Origin of the sequence: Rhodococcus sp. NPDC059179 (assembly GCF_042754885.1) — a bacterium.
In the GTDB taxonomy this organism is placed as follows: Bacteria; Actinomycetota; Actinomycetes; order Mycobacteriales; family Mycobacteriaceae; genus Rhodococcus_G.
In genome coordinates this window covers 230,933-250,021 of record NZ_JBHZBV010000005.1, presented here as the reverse complement: position 1 = coordinate 250,021, position 19,089 = coordinate 230,933, and the positions used below count along the sequence as shown (strand labels likewise).

Annotated in this window: 18 protein-coding genes and 2 pseudogenes; 12 read left to right on the top strand and 8 right to left on the bottom strand. The window is 69.4% G+C overall.

What is annotated here, in order from left to right; genetic code table 11:
• Positions 1-2: 2 nt before the first annotated feature.
• A complete protein-coding gene (locus ACFXMV_RS13740; protein WP_378500836.1) occupies positions 3-548 on the bottom strand; it encodes an alpha/beta hydrolase in 546 nt (181 codons plus the stop codon).
• A 131-nt stretch (positions 549-679) separates the two neighbouring features.
• On the opposite strand from ACFXMV_RS13740, the gene ACFXMV_RS13735 reads away from it, so the two are divergent.
• Genes ACFXMV_RS13735 through ACFXMV_RS13720 form a run of 4 tightly spaced genes read left to right on the top strand, consistent with a single transcriptional unit; the run spans position 680 to position 3,988 of the window.
• Positions 680-1,042 carry a GntR family transcriptional regulator gene (locus ACFXMV_RS13735; protein WP_378500842.1) on the top strand — a complete coding sequence of 121 codons (363 nt, stop codon included), beginning with the start codon at positions 680-682 and terminating at the stop codon, positions 1,040-1,042.
• On the top strand, positions 1,039-1,968 hold the full coding sequence (locus ACFXMV_RS13730; protein WP_378500837.1) for an ABC transporter ATP-binding protein: 930 nt from the start codon (positions 1,039-1,041) through the stop codon (positions 1,966-1,968). The genes ACFXMV_RS13735 and ACFXMV_RS13730 overlap by 4 nt, the downstream gene beginning before the upstream one ends.
• Entirely contained in the window at positions 1,965-2,702 is a 738-nt protein-coding gene (locus ACFXMV_RS13725) for an ABC transporter permease (RefSeq protein ID WP_378500838.1), read from the top strand. The genes ACFXMV_RS13730 and ACFXMV_RS13725 overlap by 4 nt, the downstream gene beginning before the upstream one ends.
• Before the next feature lie 11 nt (positions 2,703-2,713).
• On the top strand, positions 2,714-3,988 hold the full coding sequence (locus ACFXMV_RS13720) for an ankyrin repeat domain-containing protein (protein WP_378500839.1): 1,275 nt from the start codon (positions 2,714-2,716) through the stop codon (positions 3,986-3,988).
• Here ACFXMV_RS13720 and ACFXMV_RS13715 read toward each other — a convergent pair.
• The 3 genes from ACFXMV_RS13715 to ACFXMV_RS13705 all read right to left on the bottom strand — a co-directional run bounded on the left by ACFXMV_RS13715 (position 3,951) and on the right by ACFXMV_RS13705 (position 7,896).
• Entirely contained in the window at positions 3,951-5,486 is a 1,536-nt protein-coding gene (locus ACFXMV_RS13715) for a cobyric acid synthase (protein WP_378500840.1), read from the bottom strand. The genes ACFXMV_RS13720 and ACFXMV_RS13715 overlap by 38 nt on opposite strands.
• Entirely contained in the window at positions 5,483-6,340 is an 858-nt protein-coding gene (map, locus tag ACFXMV_RS13710; RefSeq protein ID WP_378500841.1) for a type I methionyl aminopeptidase, read from the bottom strand. Before map ends, ACFXMV_RS13715 begins: the two co-directional genes overlap by 4 nt.
• Before the next feature lie 107 nt (positions 6,341-6,447).
• Positions 6,448-7,896 (bottom strand): MFS transporter, encoded by a 1,449-nt coding sequence (locus ACFXMV_RS13705; protein ID WP_378501655.1) that lies wholly within the window; start codon positions 7,894-7,896, stop codon positions 6,448-6,450.
• 203 nt (positions 7,897-8,099) lie between these two features.
• Between ACFXMV_RS13705 and ACFXMV_RS13700 the strand changes: the two genes are divergently transcribed.
• Entirely contained in the window at positions 8,100-8,570 is a 471-nt protein-coding gene (locus ACFXMV_RS13700) for a MarR family winged helix-turn-helix transcriptional regulator (RefSeq protein ID WP_378501654.1), read from the top strand.
• A 12-nt stretch (positions 8,571-8,582) separates the two neighbouring features.
• On the opposite strand, the gene ACFXMV_RS13695 is transcribed toward ACFXMV_RS13700, so the two are convergent.
• A complete protein-coding gene (locus ACFXMV_RS13695) occupies positions 8,583-8,771 on the bottom strand; it encodes a ChaB family protein (RefSeq protein WP_378501653.1) in 189 nt (62 codons plus the stop codon).
• Between the two features lie 201 nt (positions 8,772-8,972).
• On the opposite strand from ACFXMV_RS13695, the gene ACFXMV_RS13690 reads away from it, so the two are divergent.
• Positions 8,973-9,128 (top strand): DUF6131 family protein, encoded by a 156-nt coding sequence (locus ACFXMV_RS13690; RefSeq protein ID WP_378501652.1) that lies wholly within the window; start codon positions 8,973-8,975, stop codon positions 9,126-9,128.
• A 27-nt stretch (positions 9,129-9,155) separates the two neighbouring features.
• Positions 9,156-10,277 carry a glutamate--cysteine ligase gene (locus ACFXMV_RS13685; RefSeq protein ID WP_378503402.1) on the top strand — a complete coding sequence of 374 codons (1,122 nt, stop codon included), beginning with the start codon at positions 9,156-9,158 and terminating at the stop codon, positions 10,275-10,277.
• Positions 10,278-10,292: 15 nt separating this feature from the next.
• Here the strand turns inward: ACFXMV_RS13685 and ACFXMV_RS13680 are convergent, their stop codons facing one another.
• On the bottom strand, positions 10,293-11,027 hold the full coding sequence (locus ACFXMV_RS13680; protein WP_378501348.1) for a GntR family transcriptional regulator: 735 nt from the start codon (positions 11,025-11,027) through the stop codon (positions 10,293-10,295).
• 98 nt (positions 11,028-11,125) lie between these two features.
• On the opposite strand from ACFXMV_RS13680, the gene ACFXMV_RS13675 reads away from it, so the two are divergent.
• Complete coding sequence (locus ACFXMV_RS13675) at positions 11,126-12,253, top strand: TIGR03364 family FAD-dependent oxidoreductase (RefSeq protein WP_378501349.1); 1,128 nt, start codon at positions 11,126-11,128, stop codon at positions 12,251-12,253.
• A 35-nt stretch (positions 12,254-12,288) separates the two neighbouring features.
• Here the strand turns inward: ACFXMV_RS13675 and ACFXMV_RS13670 are convergent.
• Positions 12,289-12,858: pseudogene (locus tag ACFXMV_RS13670) on the bottom strand (GntR family transcriptional regulator); the annotation flags it as partial.
• Here ACFXMV_RS13670 and phnE point away from each other — a divergent pair.
• Positions 12,854-13,819: pseudogene (phnE, locus tag ACFXMV_RS13665) on the top strand (phosphonate ABC transporter, permease protein PhnE); the annotation flags it as partial. The pseudogenes ACFXMV_RS13670 and phnE overlap by 5 nt on opposite strands.
• Positions 13,795-14,838, top strand: a complete 1,044-nt coding sequence (locus ACFXMV_RS13660; protein ID WP_378501350.1) for a zinc-binding dehydrogenase — start codon at positions 13,795-13,797, stop codon at positions 14,836-14,838. The pseudogene phnE and the gene ACFXMV_RS13660, both read left to right, overlap by 25 nt.
• A gap of 70 nt (positions 14,839-14,908) precedes the next feature.
• Here the strand turns inward: ACFXMV_RS13660 and ACFXMV_RS13655 are convergent, their stop codons facing one another.
• The gene (locus ACFXMV_RS13655) at positions 14,909-16,537 is read right to left on the bottom strand and encodes an AMP-binding protein (RefSeq protein WP_378499412.1); all 1,629 of its coding nucleotides are present in this window, start codon (positions 16,535-16,537) and stop codon (positions 14,909-14,911) included.
• Positions 16,538-16,640: 103 nt separating this feature from the next.
• On the opposite strand from ACFXMV_RS13655, the gene ACFXMV_RS13650 reads away from it, so the two are divergent.
• Together ACFXMV_RS13650 and ACFXMV_RS13645 are read left to right on the top strand one after the other, a co-directional pair.
• Positions 16,641-17,510, top strand: coding sequence for a LuxR C-terminal-related transcriptional regulator (locus tag ACFXMV_RS13650; RefSeq protein WP_378499411.1), 870 nt, complete (start codon positions 16,641-16,643; stop codon positions 17,508-17,510).
• A 104-nt stretch (positions 17,511-17,614) separates the two neighbouring features.
• Positions 17,615-19,036, top strand: a complete 1,422-nt coding sequence (locus ACFXMV_RS13645) for an APC family permease (RefSeq protein ID WP_378503403.1) — start codon at positions 17,615-17,617, stop codon at positions 19,034-19,036.
• Positions 19,037-19,089 lie beyond the last annotated feature (53 nt).

The window sequence follows — 19,089 nt, the reverse complement described above, 5'->3', positions numbered from 1 at the left end:
CCTCACCACATGCTGGTGCGCAGGGAGATCTCGGTGGCCATCGCGGCGGCCGCCTCACCGGGCACCGAGTCGATGCCGCCGAGTTCGACGACCCGGAAGTCGGAGTAGCAGTGGCGACTGGACGCGTCGACGTCCGGGCGCGCGTCGGGCCCGCCGACGAGCACCGTCGTCGGGATCTCCACCGCCGGGCAGTCCCCGCCCGCAACGGCGGGGTGTGCACTGTCCGCGACGACGAGGCTCTTGAACCGGCCGAAGGTGCGGGCCGCGAGTTCCCACGCAAGGGCGGCCCCCTCCCGGTTGCCTGCCAGGTTCACATACGCCAGCCCGAGACCGTCGAGCAGCGCGAGGACGCCCGCGACATCCAGGCCGTCGATCGTGTCCGGCACCACCGTGCGCAGGTCGGAGTCGTGCAGTCGCCCGCACACCGCGTCGAATACCAACCCGTCCTCGCCTGCGCCGGGCAACAGCAGGACAACGTGGGCGCTCTCGGGACCGTCCAGCCGAACGGTGTAGATGACGTCCCCGACCGACACTTCCGTCAACTCCATGGCACCGGACGGTACACGCCGCCGTGCCCCGGACGGGAAACCGTGCGCCGGGGTTGCGCTCCCGCGGCTGTCGGTCCTATGGTTCATTACATGAGTAATGAACCAGCGAGCCTCCATCGGTGGGGATTCCGGTGATCGACGACGGCCGGCCGCTCTTCCAGCAGATCGCCGAGCAGATCGAGGAGGCGATCATCGACGGCTCATTGACGGAGGACGGCCAGGTGCCCTCGACCAACGAGCTCGCCGCCTTCCACCGCATCAACCCGGCGACCGCAGCCAAAGGGCTGAACCAGCTGGTCGCCGAGGGAATCCTCTACAAGAAGCGGGGTATTGGAATGTTCGTCACCGTCGGGGCGCGCGACGCCCTCCGGTTCCGGCGCCGAGAAGCCTTCTCGCGCCAGTACATCGAGCCACTCGTTGCGGAGGCCACTCGACTTGGCATTCCCGTCGACGAACTCAAGTCCATGCTCGACACCAAGAAGGTGACACGATGACCCGGAACCTGACCGTCGCCCCGACCAACGACCGACAGCCGACCGGACGCGACGTCGTCGCCTCGATGCGGGACGTCGACAAACGCTACGGGGACTTCGACGCGCTCACAGACGTCTCGTTCGACCTCGAACACGACAAGATCTACGGCCTGCTCGGGCGCAACGGGGCCGGCAAGTCCACGATCATGTCAATCCTCACAGGTCAAAGCATCCAGACGTCCGGTGATGTCACGGTTTTCGGCGCCACCCCGTTCGAGAACGCACGGGTGCTGCGGGGCGTCAGTTTCATCAAGGAGAGCCAGACCTACCCGGACGATCTCCGGGTCAAGCACGTCCTGTCCACCGCCGGGCATCTGATGGAGCACTGGGACCGCGAATTCGCCGAACTCCTGCTCGACGACTTCCAGCTTCCGCTGGGCCGCAGGGTCAAGAAGCTCTCCCGAGGCATGAAGTCCGCCCTCGGGGTGATCATCGGTCTCGCGTCGCGGGCACCACTGACCCTGTTCGACGAGCCGTACCTCGGACTCGACGCCGTGGCCCGCCAGATGTTCTATGACCGACTGCTCGCCGACTACGCCGAGCACCCGCGCACCGTGGTGCTGTCCACCCACCTGATCGACGAGGTCGCGAACCTTCTCGAGCACGTCATCGTGGTCGATCGCGGCCGGATCCTTCTCGACGACGACGCCGACGGGCTGCGCCAACGGGCCGTTGTCGTGACCGGACCCACCGCGGCCGTCGACATATTTGCCGCGAAAGGCACTGTTCTACAACGTGACTCGCTCGGATCCCAGGCCCGTGCCACCGTGCAGGTCACCGCCGACGTGGCCGACCGTGCCCGACTGCTCGACGCCGGCGGCACGCTCGAACCGGCGTCACTGCAAGAACTCGTCATCCGTACCACCACCCAGGAGCCGACGCCATGACCACAGCCACCGTCTCCCCCGCGATGCACGCCAACGCCGGACCTTCCCGGATCGGTTCGGTCCTGCGCCTGCACACCGTCGCCTGGCCCCTGCTGGTCGCCTGGCCGGTCGGCCTCATCGCGGCGTCCTTCGCCATCAGTTGGACGATCTACTACCTCATCGGGACCGACGAGGGCGCGGGGTTCACCGGCAGCATCGCGGCGCTGCTCGGTTTCGTGATCGCGTTCTACGTCCAGGCACTGACCCAGAGCTTTCCGTTCGCCCTGGGGCTGAGCGTGACCCGCCGCGAGTTCTACACCGCGACGCTCCTGATGGCCTTCGCGCAGTCGGCGATCTTCGCGGTCGCGGTGCAGGTGCTGTCCGTGATCGAGAGCGCCACCGACGGGTGGGGGGTGTATATGCGAATGTTCGGGCTGGCGCGCTACCTCACCGACAATCCGGCCCTCCAACTGCTCTCGGGTTTCGCGATCCTATTGCTCACCTCTGGGATCGCCGTCGTCGCCGGCGCGATCTACCAGCGGTGGCGCACCACGGGCCTGCTCGCGGCCGGAACGTCCGTCTTCTGCACGCTGGGCCTCGCCGCGATCGTGATCACCTGGGCTCGCTGGTGGCCGGAGATCGGATCGTGGTTCGTCGACGTCCCGCGCGCGCTCCCGCTGGTGGCGCTGCCCCTGGCCCTGGCCCTCCTCGCCCTCGCCGGCGGATGGGTGGCGCTGCGCCGCGCGACGCCATGAGCGACGAGAGCGTGAGCGACGAAGGCCTCACCCGCCACCCCGATCGCGCGGTGGCGGTGACCTCCGCCGACGAGTTCCTGCTGTCCGCCTGCCTGCTCTACTCCCCCGCCGACGGCGACGCCCGACGCCAGCGGGCCCGGAGCCTGCTGGCCGCCGACCCGGCGCTGGCCGCCCGGACGGTGCACACCGCGGCCGCGTGCGCCGACATCGACGCGTTGTGGGCGCTGCTGTCCGACGACCCGGCCGCGGCCGGCGCCGAGGGCGGCCCACTGCGCTGGCCGCCGCTGCTCTACCTGGCCTACGCCCGGCACGACGCGGCCGTCACCGAGGCCGCGACCGTCACCGCCGCCCGGCTGCTGCTGGCCGCGGGGGCGGACCCGAATGCCGGCTACCTCTGGCACGGCGAACAGCCCCCGTTCACCGCGCTGACCGGCGCCTTCGGCAACGGCGAGCGGGGCAGCGACGACCAGCCGCCGCACCCGCACGCGGACGCCCTGGCCCGGGTGCTGCTCGAGGCCGGCGCCAACCCCAACGACGGACAGGCCCTGTACAACCGGATGTTCGCGCGCGACGACACGCACCTGCGCCTGCTTCTGAAGTTCGGCCTGGGCCGGGGCGACCGCGAACCGTGGTCGACTCGTCTGGGCGTCGACCTCCCGTCCCCCGCCGAGTTGCTCGGCGACCAGCTGGGCTGGGCGATCCTGCACGGGCACCACGACCGGGTGGACCTGCTGCTGGGCCACGGGGCAGACCCGGACCGACCACTACGGGGCGGGCGCACGCCGCTCGGGCTGGCGCTCGTCTACGGCAAGACCGTCGCCACCGACGCGCTGCGCGCCGCCGGTGCCCGCGAACCGGACCTGGACCCGGCCGACCGGCTGATGGCCGCGGCGATGACCGCGGACCGGGCCGCCGCGACCGCGCTGGCGGCCGCGGACCCGGGGCTGGCGGCGGTCGCCCGGCGACGGCACCCGTCGGCGATCCTGCGGGCCGTCGCCGCGCACAGTCCTGCGACAGGGAAGGACTCGGTGGTGCGACTGCTCGCCGACCTGGGCTTCGACGTCAACGCCCTCGGCCGCTCGGACCTGCCGATCGAGCAGCCGTGGGAGACGGCGCTGCACGAGGCCGCGGGATCCGGGAACCGCGACCTGGTTGTGCTGCTGCTGAGCCTCGGCGCCGACCCGTCGATCCGCGATCACCGGTTCGGGTCGACACCGGCGGCCTGGGCGGCACACTTCGGGCACTCGATCAGCGAGCTGGGTCTACCCCCGCCGGAGCGTGCGTGATCACCGGAAGCCCCTGCGGCGCACCGCCGTTGATGAGCTTCTCGATCGCGGCCACGTCCAGGTGCCGCTCCACCAGGTCGGCCAGCAGGTCCAGCTGAGCGGTCCGTTCCGCGGCCACCGACGTGTCGGGCGCGACCGTGAACGGCCGGCCGGTGACGGCGGCGACCCTGGTAAGCAGCTCCCTGCGGAACGCATCCGATTCGAGCAGTCCGTGCCAGTGGGTGCCGAGCACCTGCCCCCGGATGCTGCCCTCGGGCTCGCCGTCGTCGCCGCACAGCAGCGGCGCATCGCCGTTGCGGACGACGCGGCCGTGGTGGATCTCGTAGCCGGACACCGCGATTGCCCCCGCGGTCCCCGTGACCTGCCGCAGCACCTTCTCGGGCGCGAACTCGATGTCCAGGTCCAGCAGCCCCAGCCCGTCGATGGCCCCGGACCCGGATTCGACGTCGTCGACGATGGTGCGGCCGAGCATCTGATAGCCGCCGCAGATCCCGAGGACGGGTAGCCCCGCCGCGGCGCGGTCGCTCAGCGCGTCCGCGATCCCGCTCGACCGCAGCCAGGCCAGGTCCGAGACGGTGGACTTGCTGCCCGGGATCACCACCAGGTCGGCGTCCTGCAGCCGCGACGGCTCGCTGACCCAGTGCACCGAGACGCCCGGTTCGCAGGCCAGGGCCTCGACATCGGTCGCGTTGGACACCCGCGGCAGCCGGATCGCGGCCACCCGCAGCCACCCCTGCCCGACCGGGGCGGCCGGCCTGCCGACGGGGGCGTCGGCCACCGTGGACAGCGAGTCCTCGGCGTCGATCCACAGTCCCTCGGCGAACGGCACGACGCCGAGCGTGGGGCGGCCGGTCAACGCCCGCAGCTGGTCGAGGCCGGGTTCGAGCAGTGCCACGTCACCGCGGAACTTGTTGACCACGAAGCCCGCGATCAGCGCCTGATCCTCCGGCGAGAGCACCGCAACGGTGCCGAACAGGTGCGCCAGCACTCCCCCGCGGTCGATGTCCCCGACCACGATCACCGGCAGAGACGCCGCCCGTGCCAGCCCCATGTTGGCCAGATCCGTTGCCCGCAGGTTGATCTCGGCTGGCGACCCGGCGCCCTCGCAGATCACCACGTCGAATTCCGCCCGCAATGAGGTCAGTTCATCGGTGACGACGCCACGGAGCCACTCGCGGTGCTCGATGTAGTCGCGGGCCCCGACATTCGTCACGGCGCGACCACGGACCACCAGCTGTGAGGTCCGGTCACTGCCCGGTTTGAGCAGCACCGGGTTGAAGCGCACGCTGGGCTCGAGCCCGCAGGCCCGCGCCTGCAGCGCCTGCGCCCGCCCGATCTCGCCGCCGTCGAGGGTGACCACCGAGTTGTTGGACATGTTCTGCGCCTTGAACGGCGCCACCGACACCCCGCGGCGGGCCAGCATCCGGCACAGTCCCGCGACCAGGACGCTCTTGCCCGCGTCGGAGGTGGTTCCGGCGACGAGCAGCGCACCATTCATGGCAGCGTGAGGATTTCCGCGCCTGTGTCGGTGACGACGATGGTGTGCTCGAACTGGGCCGTCCACTTGCGGTCCTTGGTGACCACGGTCCAGTTGTCGTCCCAGATGTCGTAGTCGACGGTGCCGAGGTTGATCATCGGCTCGATGGTGAACACCATGCCGGGCTCGATGACGGTGTCCACGTTCGGCTGGTCGTAGTGCAGGATGACCAGCCCGTTGTGGAAGGTCTCGCCGATGCCGTGGCCAGTGAAGTCGCGGACGACGCCGTAGCCGAAACGGTTGGCGTAGGCCTCGATGACCCGGCCGATGACGTTGAGTTCGCGGCCCGGCTTGACGGCCTTGATGGCCCGCATGGTCGCCTCGCGGGTGCGCTCGACGAGGAGTCGGTGTTCCTCGGAGACGTCGCCTGCCAGGAAGGTGGCGTTGGTGTCGCCGTGCACCCCGTCGATGTACGCGGTGACGTCGATGTTGACGATGTCGCCGTCCGCGATCACCGTCGAGTCGGGGATGCCGTGGCAGATGACCTCGTTCAGCGAGGTGCAGCAGGACTTCGGAAAGTCCTTGTAGCCCAATGTCGACGGGTAGGCACCGTGATCGATCATGTACTCGTGCGCGATCCGGTCGAGCTCGTCGGTGGTCACGCCCGGCGCGACGGCCTTGCCTGCCTGCTCCAGCGCCTGCGCGGCGATCCTGCTCGCGAGCCGCATCTTCTCGATCGTCTCGGGGGTCTGCACCCACGGCTCGTTGCCCTCGTTGACCGTGGGCTTCCACGCGTACTCGGGGCGCTCGATCTTCGCAGGCACGGGCAGGGTCGGCGAGACGGTTCCGGGAACCAGGGATGCGCGCACAGACATGCGCCCCAGGCTACCGCCACCGCGCGGAATGCACGGACGAGCCCGGCGGGCATCCCTTCGAGGGATGCCAGCCGGGCCCGTTCGCACTGCGTCCTGCCGGACTCGTCTCAGCCGCGTGCGGCAACCAACTCCCCGTCGGCCGCGGGAGCCGGGGCAGAGGGCACTGGGCGACGCGACGGGATGCACGCGGCGACGGCGGCGGCCACCAGGGCGACACCGCAACCGATCAGCAGACCGGTCCGGAAGCCGCTCTCGGTGGGCAGCGTGTAGTCCCCGACCTGGACGCTCATCTGGGCGAGCACGACGCCGACGACCGCGGCGGCAATCGAGGTGCCGAGGGAACGGGAGAGCGTGTTGAAGGCGTTGGCCGAGGCGGTCTCCGAGTGCGGCACCGCGCTCATGATCAGGGCGGGCATCGCGCCGTAGGCGAAGCCGGTGCCCGCGCCGCAGATGCAGGCCACGATCATCAGGCCCCAGGCCGAGCCCATCAGCAGCATCGACGATCCGTAGCCGAGCGCGATGATCAGGGCGCCGACCATCAGGGTGATCTTGGGGCCGCGGGCGGACGACAGCTTGGCGCCGACGGGGGCGAGCGCCATCATCACGAAACCGCCGGGCGCCATCCACAGGCCCATGACCAGCATCGACTGGCCCAGACCGTAGCCGGTGGACTCGGGCAGCTGCAGCAGCTGCGGCAGGATCAGCGACTGGGCATACATCGCGAAGCCGACGACCAGTCCGGCCACGTTGGTCAGCAGCACCTGCGGCCGTGCCGTGGTCCGGAGATCGACCAGCGGATCGCTGGTACGCAACTCCCACCAGCCCCAGGCCAGCAGGACGACGACGGCGCCTGCGAACAGGCCGAGGGTGGTGCCGCTGGCCCAGCCCCAGTCGGCGCCCTTGGACACGCCGAGCAGCAGGCACACGAGGCCGATGCCGAGGCCGATCGCGCCGACGGGATCGAACTTCCCGGCGTCGGGGTCGACCGGCGTGGCAGGCACGAACTTCCAGATCAGCACGGCGATCGCGACGCTCAGCACGGTCGCGCCCCAGAACAGCACCCGCCAACTGGTGCCCTGCGCGACGGCCGCAGCGATCGGCAGACCGAGCGCGCCGCCGATGCCCATCGACGCACTCATCAGGGCGATCGACGAGTTCAGCCGCTCGGCAGGCAGCAGGTCGCGCAGCGCGCTGATGCCGATCGGGATCAATCCCATGCCGACGCCCTGCAGGGCGCGGCCGGCGATCATCGGCACCACGGACGTCGCGAGCGCGCACACCACGGAGCCGGCGATGAGCGGGACCGTGCAGGCGAGCAGCATCTGGCGCTTGCCGTACAGATCGCCGAGGCGGCCGGTGATCGGGACGAACACCGCGCCCGCCACCAGCGTCGCGGTGATGATCCAGGACGCGTTCGACGCGGTCGTGTCCAGTATCTGTGGCAGGTCGCCGATCAGCGGGACGACCAGGGTCTGCATGAGCGCGGCGACGATGCCGGTGAACGCGAGTACCCCGACGAGGCCGTTCGGGTTCACGGCGGGTTTCGGCCCAACCATGAGCAATCTCCTAACTACTTCACTATCAGTACTGGTGCGGCGAATGCCAGATGTGCCCCATGCACAAGACTTGCATGATGCATACTTATTGCACGATACAATAAGCCCGTCGGCCGGACGGGCATGTAGTGCGCAAATGTGTTGTACGGCACAAGCGAGCGGTAGGATGCATGCCGCCCGAGAGGATCGAAGGAAGGATGCACATGGACACGGCCGCGGACCGCATCGAGTTCGAGACCCTGTTGCTCGCACGGCATCTCGCGCACCCTCGCCGCGGCGAGGGTCACCTCGACGGCAGCGCCTACCTCCTGCTCACCCGCATCAGCATGCAGGGACCCATGTCCGTCGGCGAACTCAGCGAGGCCTTCGGTCTGGACACCTCCACCCTGAGCCGCCAGACCACGTCGATGCTCAGTTCCGGTCTGGTCCAACGCATCCCAGACCCCGAGGGCGGCATGGCGCGGAAGTTCCGGATCACCGACGAGGGACGACGACGCCTCGACGGGGAGCGGGCGGGCAACGTCAGCGGGCTCGAGACCGTCCTCGAGGACTGGACACCCGACGACCGCGCGGCCTTCGCGGAACTGCTCGAACGCTTCAATCTCGACATCGAGCGCCGCGCCGGGCGCCCGTGGCCGCGCCCCGTCGCGCACTCAGACGGACGCGCGGTCTGACAGCAGCCGGGGTCAGCCCTGCTTGGGCACCCAGTGATCGGTCTCCAACTCGAAATCGTGTTTGAGCTCGCCGTACGCCGCACGCAGGGCATCCTCGCCCTCCCCGTACCGCTTGAGGGCCGTGTCGTGCGCCGCCGCGAAGGCCGCCTGCACCTCCTTCGACGATCGCCGCAATGTCTGTGGGAGCTCGGTCCGGTTCACCGCTGCCCCTCCTTTGTCGGTGGAGGCCGTGTCTTCTTGCCCCTCGATTGTCCGCCCCGACGCCGCCGGGCGGTAGCGGGTGAAACCACCCGGAGCGCGAGGTTGATCTGACTCGACGTCGCTACCGAACGCCCGCCCGGAGTGCTTCAATTGATGAACCAGAGGCACTCCCCTTCGACGGAACCGAGATGGGGTCCGGCCATGATCGTGCTCGGATTGATCTTGTTGCTCATCGGTTGGCTCACCGGGATCTCGATCCTGTGGACGATCGGGATCATCCTCGTGGTGATCGGCGCGATTCTCTTCCTGCTCGGCGCCACAGGCCGCGCGGTGGGCGGCCGCAAGCACTGGTACTGACGTGCGCGGTCCAGCGTCGACTCCGGCATGAGCCTCCCGACACCTCCCTCTATCGGCGTGGAAGAGGAGTTCCTGCTCGTCGACCCGACGACGGGGCAGCCACAGATGCGCAACGCGGCGGTGGCCTCGACGGCAACCGAACTCGGTGTGCCACTTCAACTGGAACTCTCTCAATGCCAGGTCGAGGCCAACTCCCCCGTGTGTTGGGACAGCGACGACCTGCGCGCGCATCTGCGCAAGATGCGCGTGACCGCGGCCGACGCAGCGGCCCGACACGACTGCCGTCTGCTCGCCTCGGGAACCCCGCCGATGGGTCCGGGTCGAATGCCGGTCAGCGATTCCGAGCGATATCGCCGCATGGCGGACAGGTACGGCACCCTGGCCCTGGAGCAGGGCATCTGCGGCTGCCACGTGCACGTCGATGTCCCCGATCGCGAGACGCGGGTCCAGGTGTGCAATCACGTTCGGCCCTGGCTCCCGATCCTGCTCGCCCTCAGCGCCAACTCACCGATCCACCGCGGCATCGACAGCCGCTATGCGAGTTGGCGCACGATCCTGTGGTCCCGGTGGCCCGTGTCGGGTCCGCCGCCGGTGTTCGCCTCGGCCGATCACTACGACGCTTTCGTCTCGATGATGATCGACTGCGGCGGCCTACTCGACGAGCGGATGGTCTATTGGGACATTCGCCCCTCCTCGCACCTGCCCACGGTGGAGGTCCGGGTGAGCGACGTCCTGCCAACGGTCGACCAGACGGTCCTGCTGGCCACCCTGGTGCGGGCGCTCGTCATGACTGCCCTGTCGTCGATCCACCGCGGCGATGCCGCGCCCGAAATAGGGATGGAAACCCTGCGAGTCGCCAACTGGATCGCCGCGCGAGACGGACTGTCCGGCAAGGGCATCGACCCGAACACGACCAAATCGGTCCCGTGCGGGCGCCAACTGGGACTCCTGCTCGGCCACGTGCACGAGTCGCTGGACGAACTGGGCGAGTTCCGCCGGGTCGAGACGTCGTTGAGGCGCGAGGTGGCGGACGGCAACGGTGCCATCTGGCAGCGGCGCGCGATGGCGAGGAATCAGTGCGTCGCCGAGGTCGTGCGGTCGGCCGCCGAGCGCACCCTCCAGGACTGCGGGCCCCGACCGCCAGGTTAGGGCGACAGGCACTGCTCATTCTCTCAGCGTGGCCAGGAAGGCGACCCGATCGCCGCGGTAGAGCGAGCGCACCCGCTCGATCGGCACACCGTCGGCGTCCAGTGAGGTGCGGTGCAGCAGCAGCATCGGCATGGCGGTCGTCGAGTCCATCAGCGCGGCCTCGCGCGGGGTGGCAAGGACGGTCTCGATTCGCTCGGTGGCGCAGGCGAACTCCACTCCGGTCGCCCTGATCGCGGCGTACAGCGAGGTGCGCGGATCAAAGGTCTCGGCCAGCTCCGCGAACCGCCGGGACGGCAGGTGGGTGCTCTCCAGGCCGATCTTCTCGCCGTCGGCGAGCAGCACGCGCTCGAGATGGAGGACGTGGGATCCGACGGGTACCCGTAGCTCGGCGGCGAGGTCGGCGTCGGCGAGCGACCGGCCGAAGGTGACCAGCTCGCGGCCGGGAACCCGCCCCTGACTCTGCGCACCCTCGGTATACGACCGCAGCGAGAGCGGTTGGGTGAGTTTGGGGCTCGCGACGACCGTGCCACGCCCGCGACGCTCGATGCGCCCCTCCACCAGCAGCTCGTGCACCGCCTGCCGGACGGTCTCGCGGGACACCTCGAACCGCTGCGCGAGTTCGCGTTCCGCGGGAACCGGGTCGCCCGTGGAGAGGTCGGCGAGGATCTCCTCGAGTCCCGTGCGCACCCGGTAGTACTTCGGGATGGCCTGCACCCCAGCCGCTTCCACGGCCACCCGGTCGCCATTCATGACGGTCAGCGTACCCGAATTTGGTCTATACCAATTGTTCACCCGGCGTTGGCCCGACCATCACCGGCTGGTCTAGACCAAACTGCATGCTCGTCGCCATGAGAATTCTGATCGTCGGCGGAGGCATCCTCGGCACGGCGCACGCCGACGAGGCGATCCGCCGAGGGCACCACGTCGTCCACCTCGAGCGCGAGACCGAGGCCCGCGGCGCGACCGTCCGCAACTTCGGCCTGGTGTGGGTCTCCGGCCGCGCCGAGCACGAGCTCGACGCGGCCCTGCGTTCGCGCGAGCTGTGGGAAGACCTCGCCTCCCGGGTCCCGGCGATCGGGTTTCGCCCCGCCGGCTCGATGACGCTGCTGTGCACCCCGGAGGAGGTCGCGGTCGCCGAGGAGGCGATGGCCCGCCCCGACGCCGAGGCCCGCGGCTTCGCGCTGCTCGACCCCGAGCAGGTGCTCGCCGTCAACCCCGCCCTGCGCGGCAAGTTCCTCGCCGGCCTGCACTGCACCCGCGACGGGGCCGTCGAGTCCCGCGTGGCGCTGCCCGCGATCCGCCGTCACCTCGAGGCGAGCGGCCGGTACACCTTCCACGCGGGCACCGAGGCCCGCGAGGTGAGCTCCGACGGGGCAGGCGTGCACGTCCGCGACGACCACGGACGCACGTTCGACGCCGACCTCGCCATCGTCTGCCCCGGCGCCACCCTTGGCGGCCTGGCCCGGGACCTGGCCGGTGAACTGCCGTTGCGCCGAGTCCGGCTGCAGATGATGCAGACCGCCCCGCTCGGCGAGGCACTGACGACGGCGATCGCCGACGGCGACAGCCTGCGCTACTACCCCGGCTTCGCGGGCGCCGCCCTCGACAACCTCAAGGCCGCCCAGCCGCAGGCCCCGACCGCCGAGGAACACCGCATGCAGCTGCTCTGCGTGCAGCGCCTGCACGGCGGGCTGACCATCGGCGACACCCACGAGTACGACGAGCCCTTCGACTTCGACGTCGACGAGGCGCCGTACCAGCACCTGACCGGTGTCGTCGAGGAGCTGCTGGGCCGCAGGCTCCCCCCGATCGTCAAGCGCTGGGCGGGCGTCTACAGCCAGTGCCTCGACTCCGGCGAGCTCGTGCACCGCGGCAACCCCGCCGACAACGTCTGGGTGGTGGCCGGCCCCGGCGGCCGCGGCATGACGCTCGGCCCCGCCCTCGCCGAGCAGACCGCCGACCAGCTCGGCCTTTGATCAAGACGAGGGTGTTCGACAGTACGACGTTGGAGTCACCGGGTGAGCGTCGTGGTAAAGGTCATTCGGTCCCCCCGATACAGCGAGCGCCGCTGTTCGATCGGGACGTCGTTCTGATCGAACGAGACCCGATTGAGCAGGAACATCGGGGTCCTGGCGTCAACGGCGAGCAACGCCGCTTCCCTCGCGTCGGGTAGGGCGGTCTCGATGGACTCGACGGTTCGTTCAAACTCGATGCCCCTCGCCCGGATCGCGGCGTAGAGCGACGACGTGTGGTCGAAGTTGTCGGCGAGGCCCGGATAGCGTTGCGCCGGAAGGCGGGTGGTTTCGAGTCCGACGCGGGTGTCGTCGATGGTCAGGACTCGCTCGAGCTGGAGCACCGGAGCACCGGCCGGGATCTGTAGCTGGTGGGCGAGCGCTTCGTCGGCCTCGAGGTTGGTCCAGCCGACGAGGATGCGACCGGCCTGGCGGCCCTGCGCAAGCGCGTCTTCGGTGTATGAGCCGATCATCAGCGGCTGCACCACCTTGGGCCTGCCGACGACGGTGGTCCGACCGCGTCGCTCCACGCGGCCGTCGACGAGGAGTTCACGCAGTGCCTGCATCGATATCAACCTGCGGATGTCGGTCGTCCTCGGCTTCGTCGGTGCGGGTGGCATCGGCTTCGCCCTGCAGGACGCCCTGCGGGGGCTGATCTACCCTCGGGCGCTCGGCATCGTCTGTGTGATTCTCGTGATGATCGCGATGATGGAACTGGTCGCGATTGTCGTGCGACGAATGCTGTTGACTCCAAACGGGTCACATCCCGGTCGGGAGAGAGCGGGGCGAATTCTATTCTCGAGCCTCGTCGGAGTCGGGACGATCGCGGCGCTGTGGGTACTGGAGATCAACCCGTGGTCGCTGGTGACATGGGTTGGTCCCTCACTCGAGATCTTCACCCGCATGATTCCGCCGAACTTCGGGGCGCTCGGCGGCGACCTGTTCACGGCGGCGGCGCAGACCGTCGCGATCGGTGTCGTGGCCACCGCGATCGGTGCCGTGCTGTCGATCCCCGTCGGCATCCTCGCCGCCCGCAACGTGACACCGCACGCCGCGGTCTATTGGCTGGCCCGCGCCTGGATTCTCGTGGTGCGTGCCGTCCCCGAACTCATCCTGGCGGTGATCTTCGTTGCTGCGCTCGGCCTCGGCCCGGTGGCCGGTACCTGCGCACTCGCCATCGGGTCGATCGGATTTCTCGCCAAGCTCGTGGCCGACGCCGTGGAGGAGATCGATCCCGGCCCGATCGAGGCGGTGCGCGCGGTCGGCGGCGGCTGGTGGAAGACACTGTTCGCGGCGGTTCTCCCGCAGGCAATGCCCTCGATCGTCGGTTCCACCCTGTACCTGTTCGACGTCAATATCCGCACCTCGACCGTGCTCGGCATCGTCGGGGCCGGCGGGATCGGCTTTCTGCTCTTCGAGTCAATCCGCACGCTCAACTTCGACGTCGCAGGCGCGATCGTCGTCGTCATCTTCGTCATCGTCTACGCCATCGAAAGGTTGTCCGGGTGGATACGCTCACAACTCGTCTGAGTCGCGCCGCGGTGTGGACGGGGTCGGGAATCGATGTCCGCGACATCCCCGTGCCTGTCCTCGATGAGGGTGAGATCCTCGTCCGCGTCCAGCTTGCCACCGTGTGCGGGAGCGACCTGCACACCGTGAGCGGACGCCGTTCGGCTGCCTGCCCGTCGGTCCTCGGACATGAGGCCGTCGGCGTGGTCGAGGCGATCGGCGGAGCCTCGAACGGCACGGTCGACGTTGGAGACCGCATCGTCTGGTCCGTCACCGTCGCCTGCGGCACCTGCCCACGGTGCGGCGCGGGCCGCACCGCGAAGTGCGAGCGGGTCCGCAAGGTTGGACACGAGCCGTTCGACGGCCGGTGGCCGCTGTCCGGATCGTATGCCCAGCACATCGTGCTGCCGGCCGGGACGGCCGTCGCGAGGATCCCCGACACCCTCCCGGACGCCGTCGCGGCGCCCGCGGCGTGCGCGACCGCGACCGTGATGGCCGCAATAGCCGCGGCCGCACTCGTCACCCCCGACGCCACGTCGCCGCTGCGGGACCGCCGCGTGCTGATCTGCGGTGCAGGCATGCTCGGCGTCACCGCCGCCGCCGCGTGTGCCGATGCAGGCGCACAGATACGGATCACCGACATCGACCCCGCACGACTCGGCCTCGCACGTCGGTTCGGCGGCGTCCGGGATACCGGGGGGCCAGTTGACGTCGTCCTCGACTTCTCCGGGGCTGCGGACGCGATCGCGGACGGGCTGGACCGGCTCGACGTCGGCGGTGTCCTGGTGCTGGCCGGTTCGGTGGCGCCCGGACCGGCCCTGTCGATCGATCCCGAATCCGTGGTGCGACGGCTTGTGACGATCACCGGGGTGCACAACTACGAGCCACGCCACCTCGCCGCAGCGATCGACTTGCTGAACCGCACCCGCAACGTCTTCCCCTGGTCCGAGGTGGTGGCGGAGCCCGTATCCCTGGACGAACTGTCCGATGTCTTCAGTGCACCGCCGTCCGGGACCCTCCGTCGGTCGGTTGCTCCGTAAGGCGCTGACGCACCCGTGAGTCCTTCTGGTCCATCCTGGGGCCAGAAGGACTCACGGGCGGCGCAGCCGCCTACCCCTTGCGCAGGATGTAGCGCTGCACCTTGCCGCTGGGGGTCTTCGGCAGCGACGGCACGAAGTGCACGGTCCGCGGGTAGGCGTGCGCGGCGAACTTCTTCTTGACCAAGGTCTGCAGCTCGGCCTCGAGCTGGTCGGTGCCCTCGACTCCGTCGCGGAGCACCACGAACGCCTCAAGCACCTCGCCGCGCAGCTCGTCGGGCATGCCGACGACGGCGGCCTCGATTACATCCTCGTGCATGACCAGCACGCTCTCCACGTCGAAGGGCCCGATCCGGTAGCCGGCCATGATGATCACGTCGTCGTCGCGCGCGGAGAAGAAAAAGTGACCGTCCTCGTCGGTCTTGCCCGCGTCCCCGGTGATGTACCAGCGGCCGTCCGCGCTGAACCGCTGCGCGGTCTTCTCGGGGGCGTCGACGTAGCCGGTGAACCACATCATCGGGCTGCCCAGCGTGTCGATGGCGACGCGACCCTGGGTTCCTGCGGGCGCGACCTCGTCCGCGTCGTCGAGCAGCACGGCGCAGGCCCAGCCGGGCAGCGGCCGCCCCATCGAGCCGGGCCGCACCTCTTCGCGCAGGCCATCCGCCCACGCGTTGACGATGAACATGCCGTGCTCGGTCTGTCCGTAGTGATCGCGTACCGGGGCGCCGAGGGCGCTCTGGGACCAGGCCACCACGTCGGGGGTCAGCGGCTCGCCCGCCGACGACGCGCGGCGCAGCGACAGACCCTCGGGTACCGGGCTGGTGTCCGCGCGCAGACTGCGGTAGACGGTCGGTGCCGCGGCGAAATTGGTGACGCCGAACTTCTCGATGATCTGCCAGGTCAGCGGCGCGGAGAAGCCGGAGTGCAGCAGGAGGCTGCGGGTGCCTGCCGCCAGGGGGCCCAGCAGCGCGTAGTACAGCCCGTACGCCCAGCCGGGGTCGGCAGCGTTCCAGAACACATCGTCTCTGCGAACGTCGAGGCCGAACTCCTGGTACGCGTGGAATGACGCGAGAGCGCGCACCGGCACCGGCACGCCCTTCGGCGTCCCGGTGGTGCCGCTGGTGAACAACTGCACGAGCGGACCGTTGCCGCCGACCGCGACCGCGGCGCCGGTGGGATCGTCGGCACCGTTTGCGGCGAGCAGGTCCGCGAAGCGCAACTGGTCCTCGGACTCCGGCTCGCCCGCGGCGACGATGACCCGCCAGGGCGCGTCGGCCGGGATGTCCTCACCGGGCGCGAGCTTGGCGAGCTGATTCTGATCGGACACCACGAACTTGGCGCCGCTGGAGCCGAGCCGGAACGCGATGGCCGGGGAGGCGAACGCGGTGAACAGCGGCACGTGCACGGCGCCGCGACGCCAGATGCCGAGGAGCGCGACGACCAGCTCCGCGGACTTGCCCATCAACGTCGCCACGCAGTCGCCCGGCTCGACCCCGAGCTCCGCAAGCGCGGCCGCGAACTTGGCCGATTCCACGCGCAGCTCGCCATAGCTCAGGTCGCGCGAGGACAGATCGCCCTCGATCACCGTGAACGCCACGTCGGTGTCGGGATGCCGGTCGCACAGCAGGTCAGCGGCGCAGGCCTGCGGCGTGTCGTACTGCTCCAGCAGCTCGCGCACCCGCGAGGTGGCATCGGTGCCCATGGTTTGACTCCTTCGACAGCGGTCCGGCAGGCGCCGGACTTCTCCATGGCCCTATGATCTAGCTCACAAACGTCCCGCACCACCCCCGGAAAGGGGTAGCCGAATGCTCTCCCGCACCCCACCCCTGCTGCGGCCCCGCGACGGCGACGCCCTGCGCGCCGAACTGCGGACCGTTGCCGGGCGGTCGAACGTGCCGGTGCTGTTCGGAGGGGAGGTCGCCGGGGGCACGCTGCACCTGACCGAGTTCCTCGGGACCAGGACAAACGGGCTCAAGGGTCTGGTCATCCCGCCGAACTCGGGACTCGGCGGGCGGGTCGTGGAACAACGCCAGCCGGCCTCGGTGCCCGACTACAGCAGCTCGATGTCGATCACCCACCACTACGACCGACCGGTCCTCGGCGAGGGCATCCGCTCGGTGCTCGCGGTGCCGGTTCTGGTCAAGGGCGCCTCGCGCGCGGTCCTCTACGCCGCGGTCCGCGAGTCCATGCCGATCGGCGACCGCACCGCGGAGGTACTGGTCCAGGCCGGCCGCCGCCTCGGCACGGAGATCGCCATCCGTGACGAGGTGGACCGTCGCCTGCAGATGCTCGGCGTCCTCGACAGCAACCGCGGCCATTCGAACTCGACTGTGGCCGAGGGCATCCGGGATGCGCACGCGGAGCTGCGCGGGCTCGCGCAGTCGGTGCCGGACGCCCCGCTCAGGGGCAGGCTCCGCGCGGTGTCCGACAAGCTGGCCTCGCTGGTCGGCGAGGAGGGCGCGGCGACCGCCGACACCTCCGTCACCCTGTCCCCGCGCGAACTCGATGTGCTCGCGCACATCGCGCTCGGCTGCACCAACAACGAAGTGGCCCATCGACTCTCCCTCCAACCGGAGACGGTGAAGAGCTACCTGCGCGGCGCGATGGGCAAGCTGGACGCGCACTCCCGGCACGAGGCCGTGGTCAGCGCCAGGAGGCTCGGTCTGCTCCCGTAGTCCGCGACCGCCCATTTCGGCGGTCAACTCCACCGCGACTGTGGCAGCATCGAATCATCGAGTGTCGCGGTCGGTCGTCGGAGCTACTCACGAGGGGGCGGACAATGACTAATCCACCGGGGACCGTGAGCGAGTCGGCGGAAGAACCCACGCTCAAGCGGGTAATGGGCCCGTGGCTGCTGCTGCTGTTCATCGTCGGCGACATCCTCGGCACCGGCATCTATGCCCTCACCGGACAGGTCGCCAACGACGTCGGCGGCGTGGTGTGGCTGCCCTTCCTGGTGGCCTTCGTGGTCGCGCTGATCACCGCCTTCAGCTACCTGGAACTGGTCACCAAGTACCCGCAGGCCGCAGGCGCCGCGCTGTACACGCACAAGGCGTTCGGCATCCAGTTCTTCACGTTCATGGTGACGTTCGCGGTCATGTGCTCGGGCATCACCTCGGCCTCCACCGCCTCGCGGGCATTCGCCGCCAACTTCGCCGAGGCCTTCGACCTGGACGTGCGCACCGGGATCGGCATCACGCTGATCGGCATCCTGTTCATGGTCGCGGTCGCGGCGATCAACTTCCGCGGGGTGGGCGAATCGGTCAAGGTGAACGTGGTCCTCACCTGTATCGAGCTGTCCGGCCTGCTGATCATCATCTTCATCGGCATGTGGGCGCTCGGCATCGGCGAGGGCGACTTCTCCCGGGCGGCCACCTTCGACACCGGCGACCGGTCCGCGCTCGGCGGTGTCATCGCCGCGACGACGCTCGCCTTCTACGCGATGGTCGGCTTCGAGGACTCGGTGAACATGGCCGAGGAATGCAAGGAGCCGAGCCGGATCTTCCCGAAGGTCCTGCTGATCGGCCTGGTCTCGACCGGCCTCATCTACGTGTTGGTATCGGTCACGGCGATCGCCCTTGTGCCGGCGGATGAACTCGGCGAGGGCGACACCCCGCTGCTCAAGGTCGTGCAGGCAGGCGCCCCGGGGTTCCCGATCGGGATCTTCGCGTTCATCACCATGTTCGCGGTGGCCAACTCCGCACTGATCAACATGCTGATGGCCAGCCGCCTGCTGTACGGCATGAGCCGCCAGCATGTGCTGCCGCCGCAGCTCGGCAGGGTGCACCGCACGCGCCGAACCCCGTACGTCGCGATCGGGTTCACCACCCTGCTGGCGCTGGGACTGATCATGATTGTCGGCGAGGTGCCGCAGCTCGGCGGCACCACCGCGCTGCTGCTTCTCTGCGTGTTCACCGTCGTCAACATCGCCGTGCTGGTACTGCGCAAGGACACGGTGGACCACAAGCACTTTCGCGCGCCGACGGTGCTGCCGATCATCGGCGCGATCAGTTGCGCCTTCCTCGCCACGCCGTTCACCGACCGCGATCCCACGCAGTACAAGATCGCGGGCGTGCTGCTGGCGATCGGCGTGGTGCTGTGGTTCGTCAACAACCTGGCCAACAAGAAGCTGGGCGTGAAGGCCGAGCTGCACCCCGAGTACCTCGGCGAGGAGGGCGTCCCGCCCGGACCGATGAACTGACGCCGCGACGCCGCGAGGCCGCAGAATCTAGAACAAGTTCTACCTTTCCTGGC

Bases quoted from the DNA above. Each gene is read 5' to 3' on its own strand.
- ACFXMV_RS13740 (WP_378500836.1), bottom strand. From the start codon at position 548: ATGGAGTTGACGGAAGTGTCGGTCGGGGACGTCATCTACACCGTTCGG.
- ACFXMV_RS13730 (WP_378500837.1), top strand. From the start codon at position 1,039: ATGACCCGGAACCTGACCGTCGCCCCGACCAACGACCGACAGCCGACC.
- ACFXMV_RS13725 (WP_378500838.1), top strand. From the start codon at position 1,965: ATGACCACAGCCACCGTCTCCCCCGCGATGCACGCCAACGCCGGACCT.
- ACFXMV_RS13715 (WP_378500840.1), bottom strand. From the start codon at position 5,486: ATGAATGGTGCGCTGCTCGTCGCCGGAACCACCTCCGACGCGGGCAAG.
- map (WP_378500841.1), bottom strand. From the start codon at position 6,340: ATGTCTGTGCGCGCATCCCTGGTTCCCGGAACCGTCTCGCCGACCCTG.
- ACFXMV_RS13705 (WP_378501655.1), bottom strand. From the start codon at position 7,896: ATGGTTGGGCCGAAACCCGCCGTGAACCCGAACGGCCTCGTCGGGGTA.
- ACFXMV_RS13700 (WP_378501654.1), top strand. From the start codon at position 8,100: ATGGACACGGCCGCGGACCGCATCGAGTTCGAGACCCTGTTGCTCGCA.
- ACFXMV_RS13690 (WP_378501652.1), top strand. From the start codon at position 8,973: ATGATCGTGCTCGGATTGATCTTGTTGCTCATCGGTTGGCTCACCGGG.
- ACFXMV_RS13685 (WP_378503402.1), top strand. From the start codon at position 9,156: ATGAGCCTCCCGACACCTCCCTCTATCGGCGTGGAAGAGGAGTTCCTG.
- ACFXMV_RS13680 (WP_378501348.1), bottom strand. From the start codon at position 11,027: ATGAATGGCGACCGGGTGGCCGTGGAAGCGGCTGGGGTGCAGGCCATC.
- ACFXMV_RS13675 (WP_378501349.1), top strand. From the start codon at position 11,126: ATGAGAATTCTGATCGTCGGCGGAGGCATCCTCGGCACGGCGCACGCC.
- ACFXMV_RS13655 (WP_378499412.1), bottom strand. From the start codon at position 16,537: ATGGGCACCGATGCCACCTCGCGGGTGCGCGAGCTGCTGGAGCAGTAC.
- ACFXMV_RS13650 (WP_378499411.1), top strand. From the start codon at position 16,641: ATGCTCTCCCGCACCCCACCCCTGCTGCGGCCCCGCGACGGCGACGCC.
- ACFXMV_RS13645 (WP_378503403.1), top strand. From the start codon at position 17,615: ATGACTAATCCACCGGGGACCGTGAGCGAGTCGGCGGAAGAACCCACG.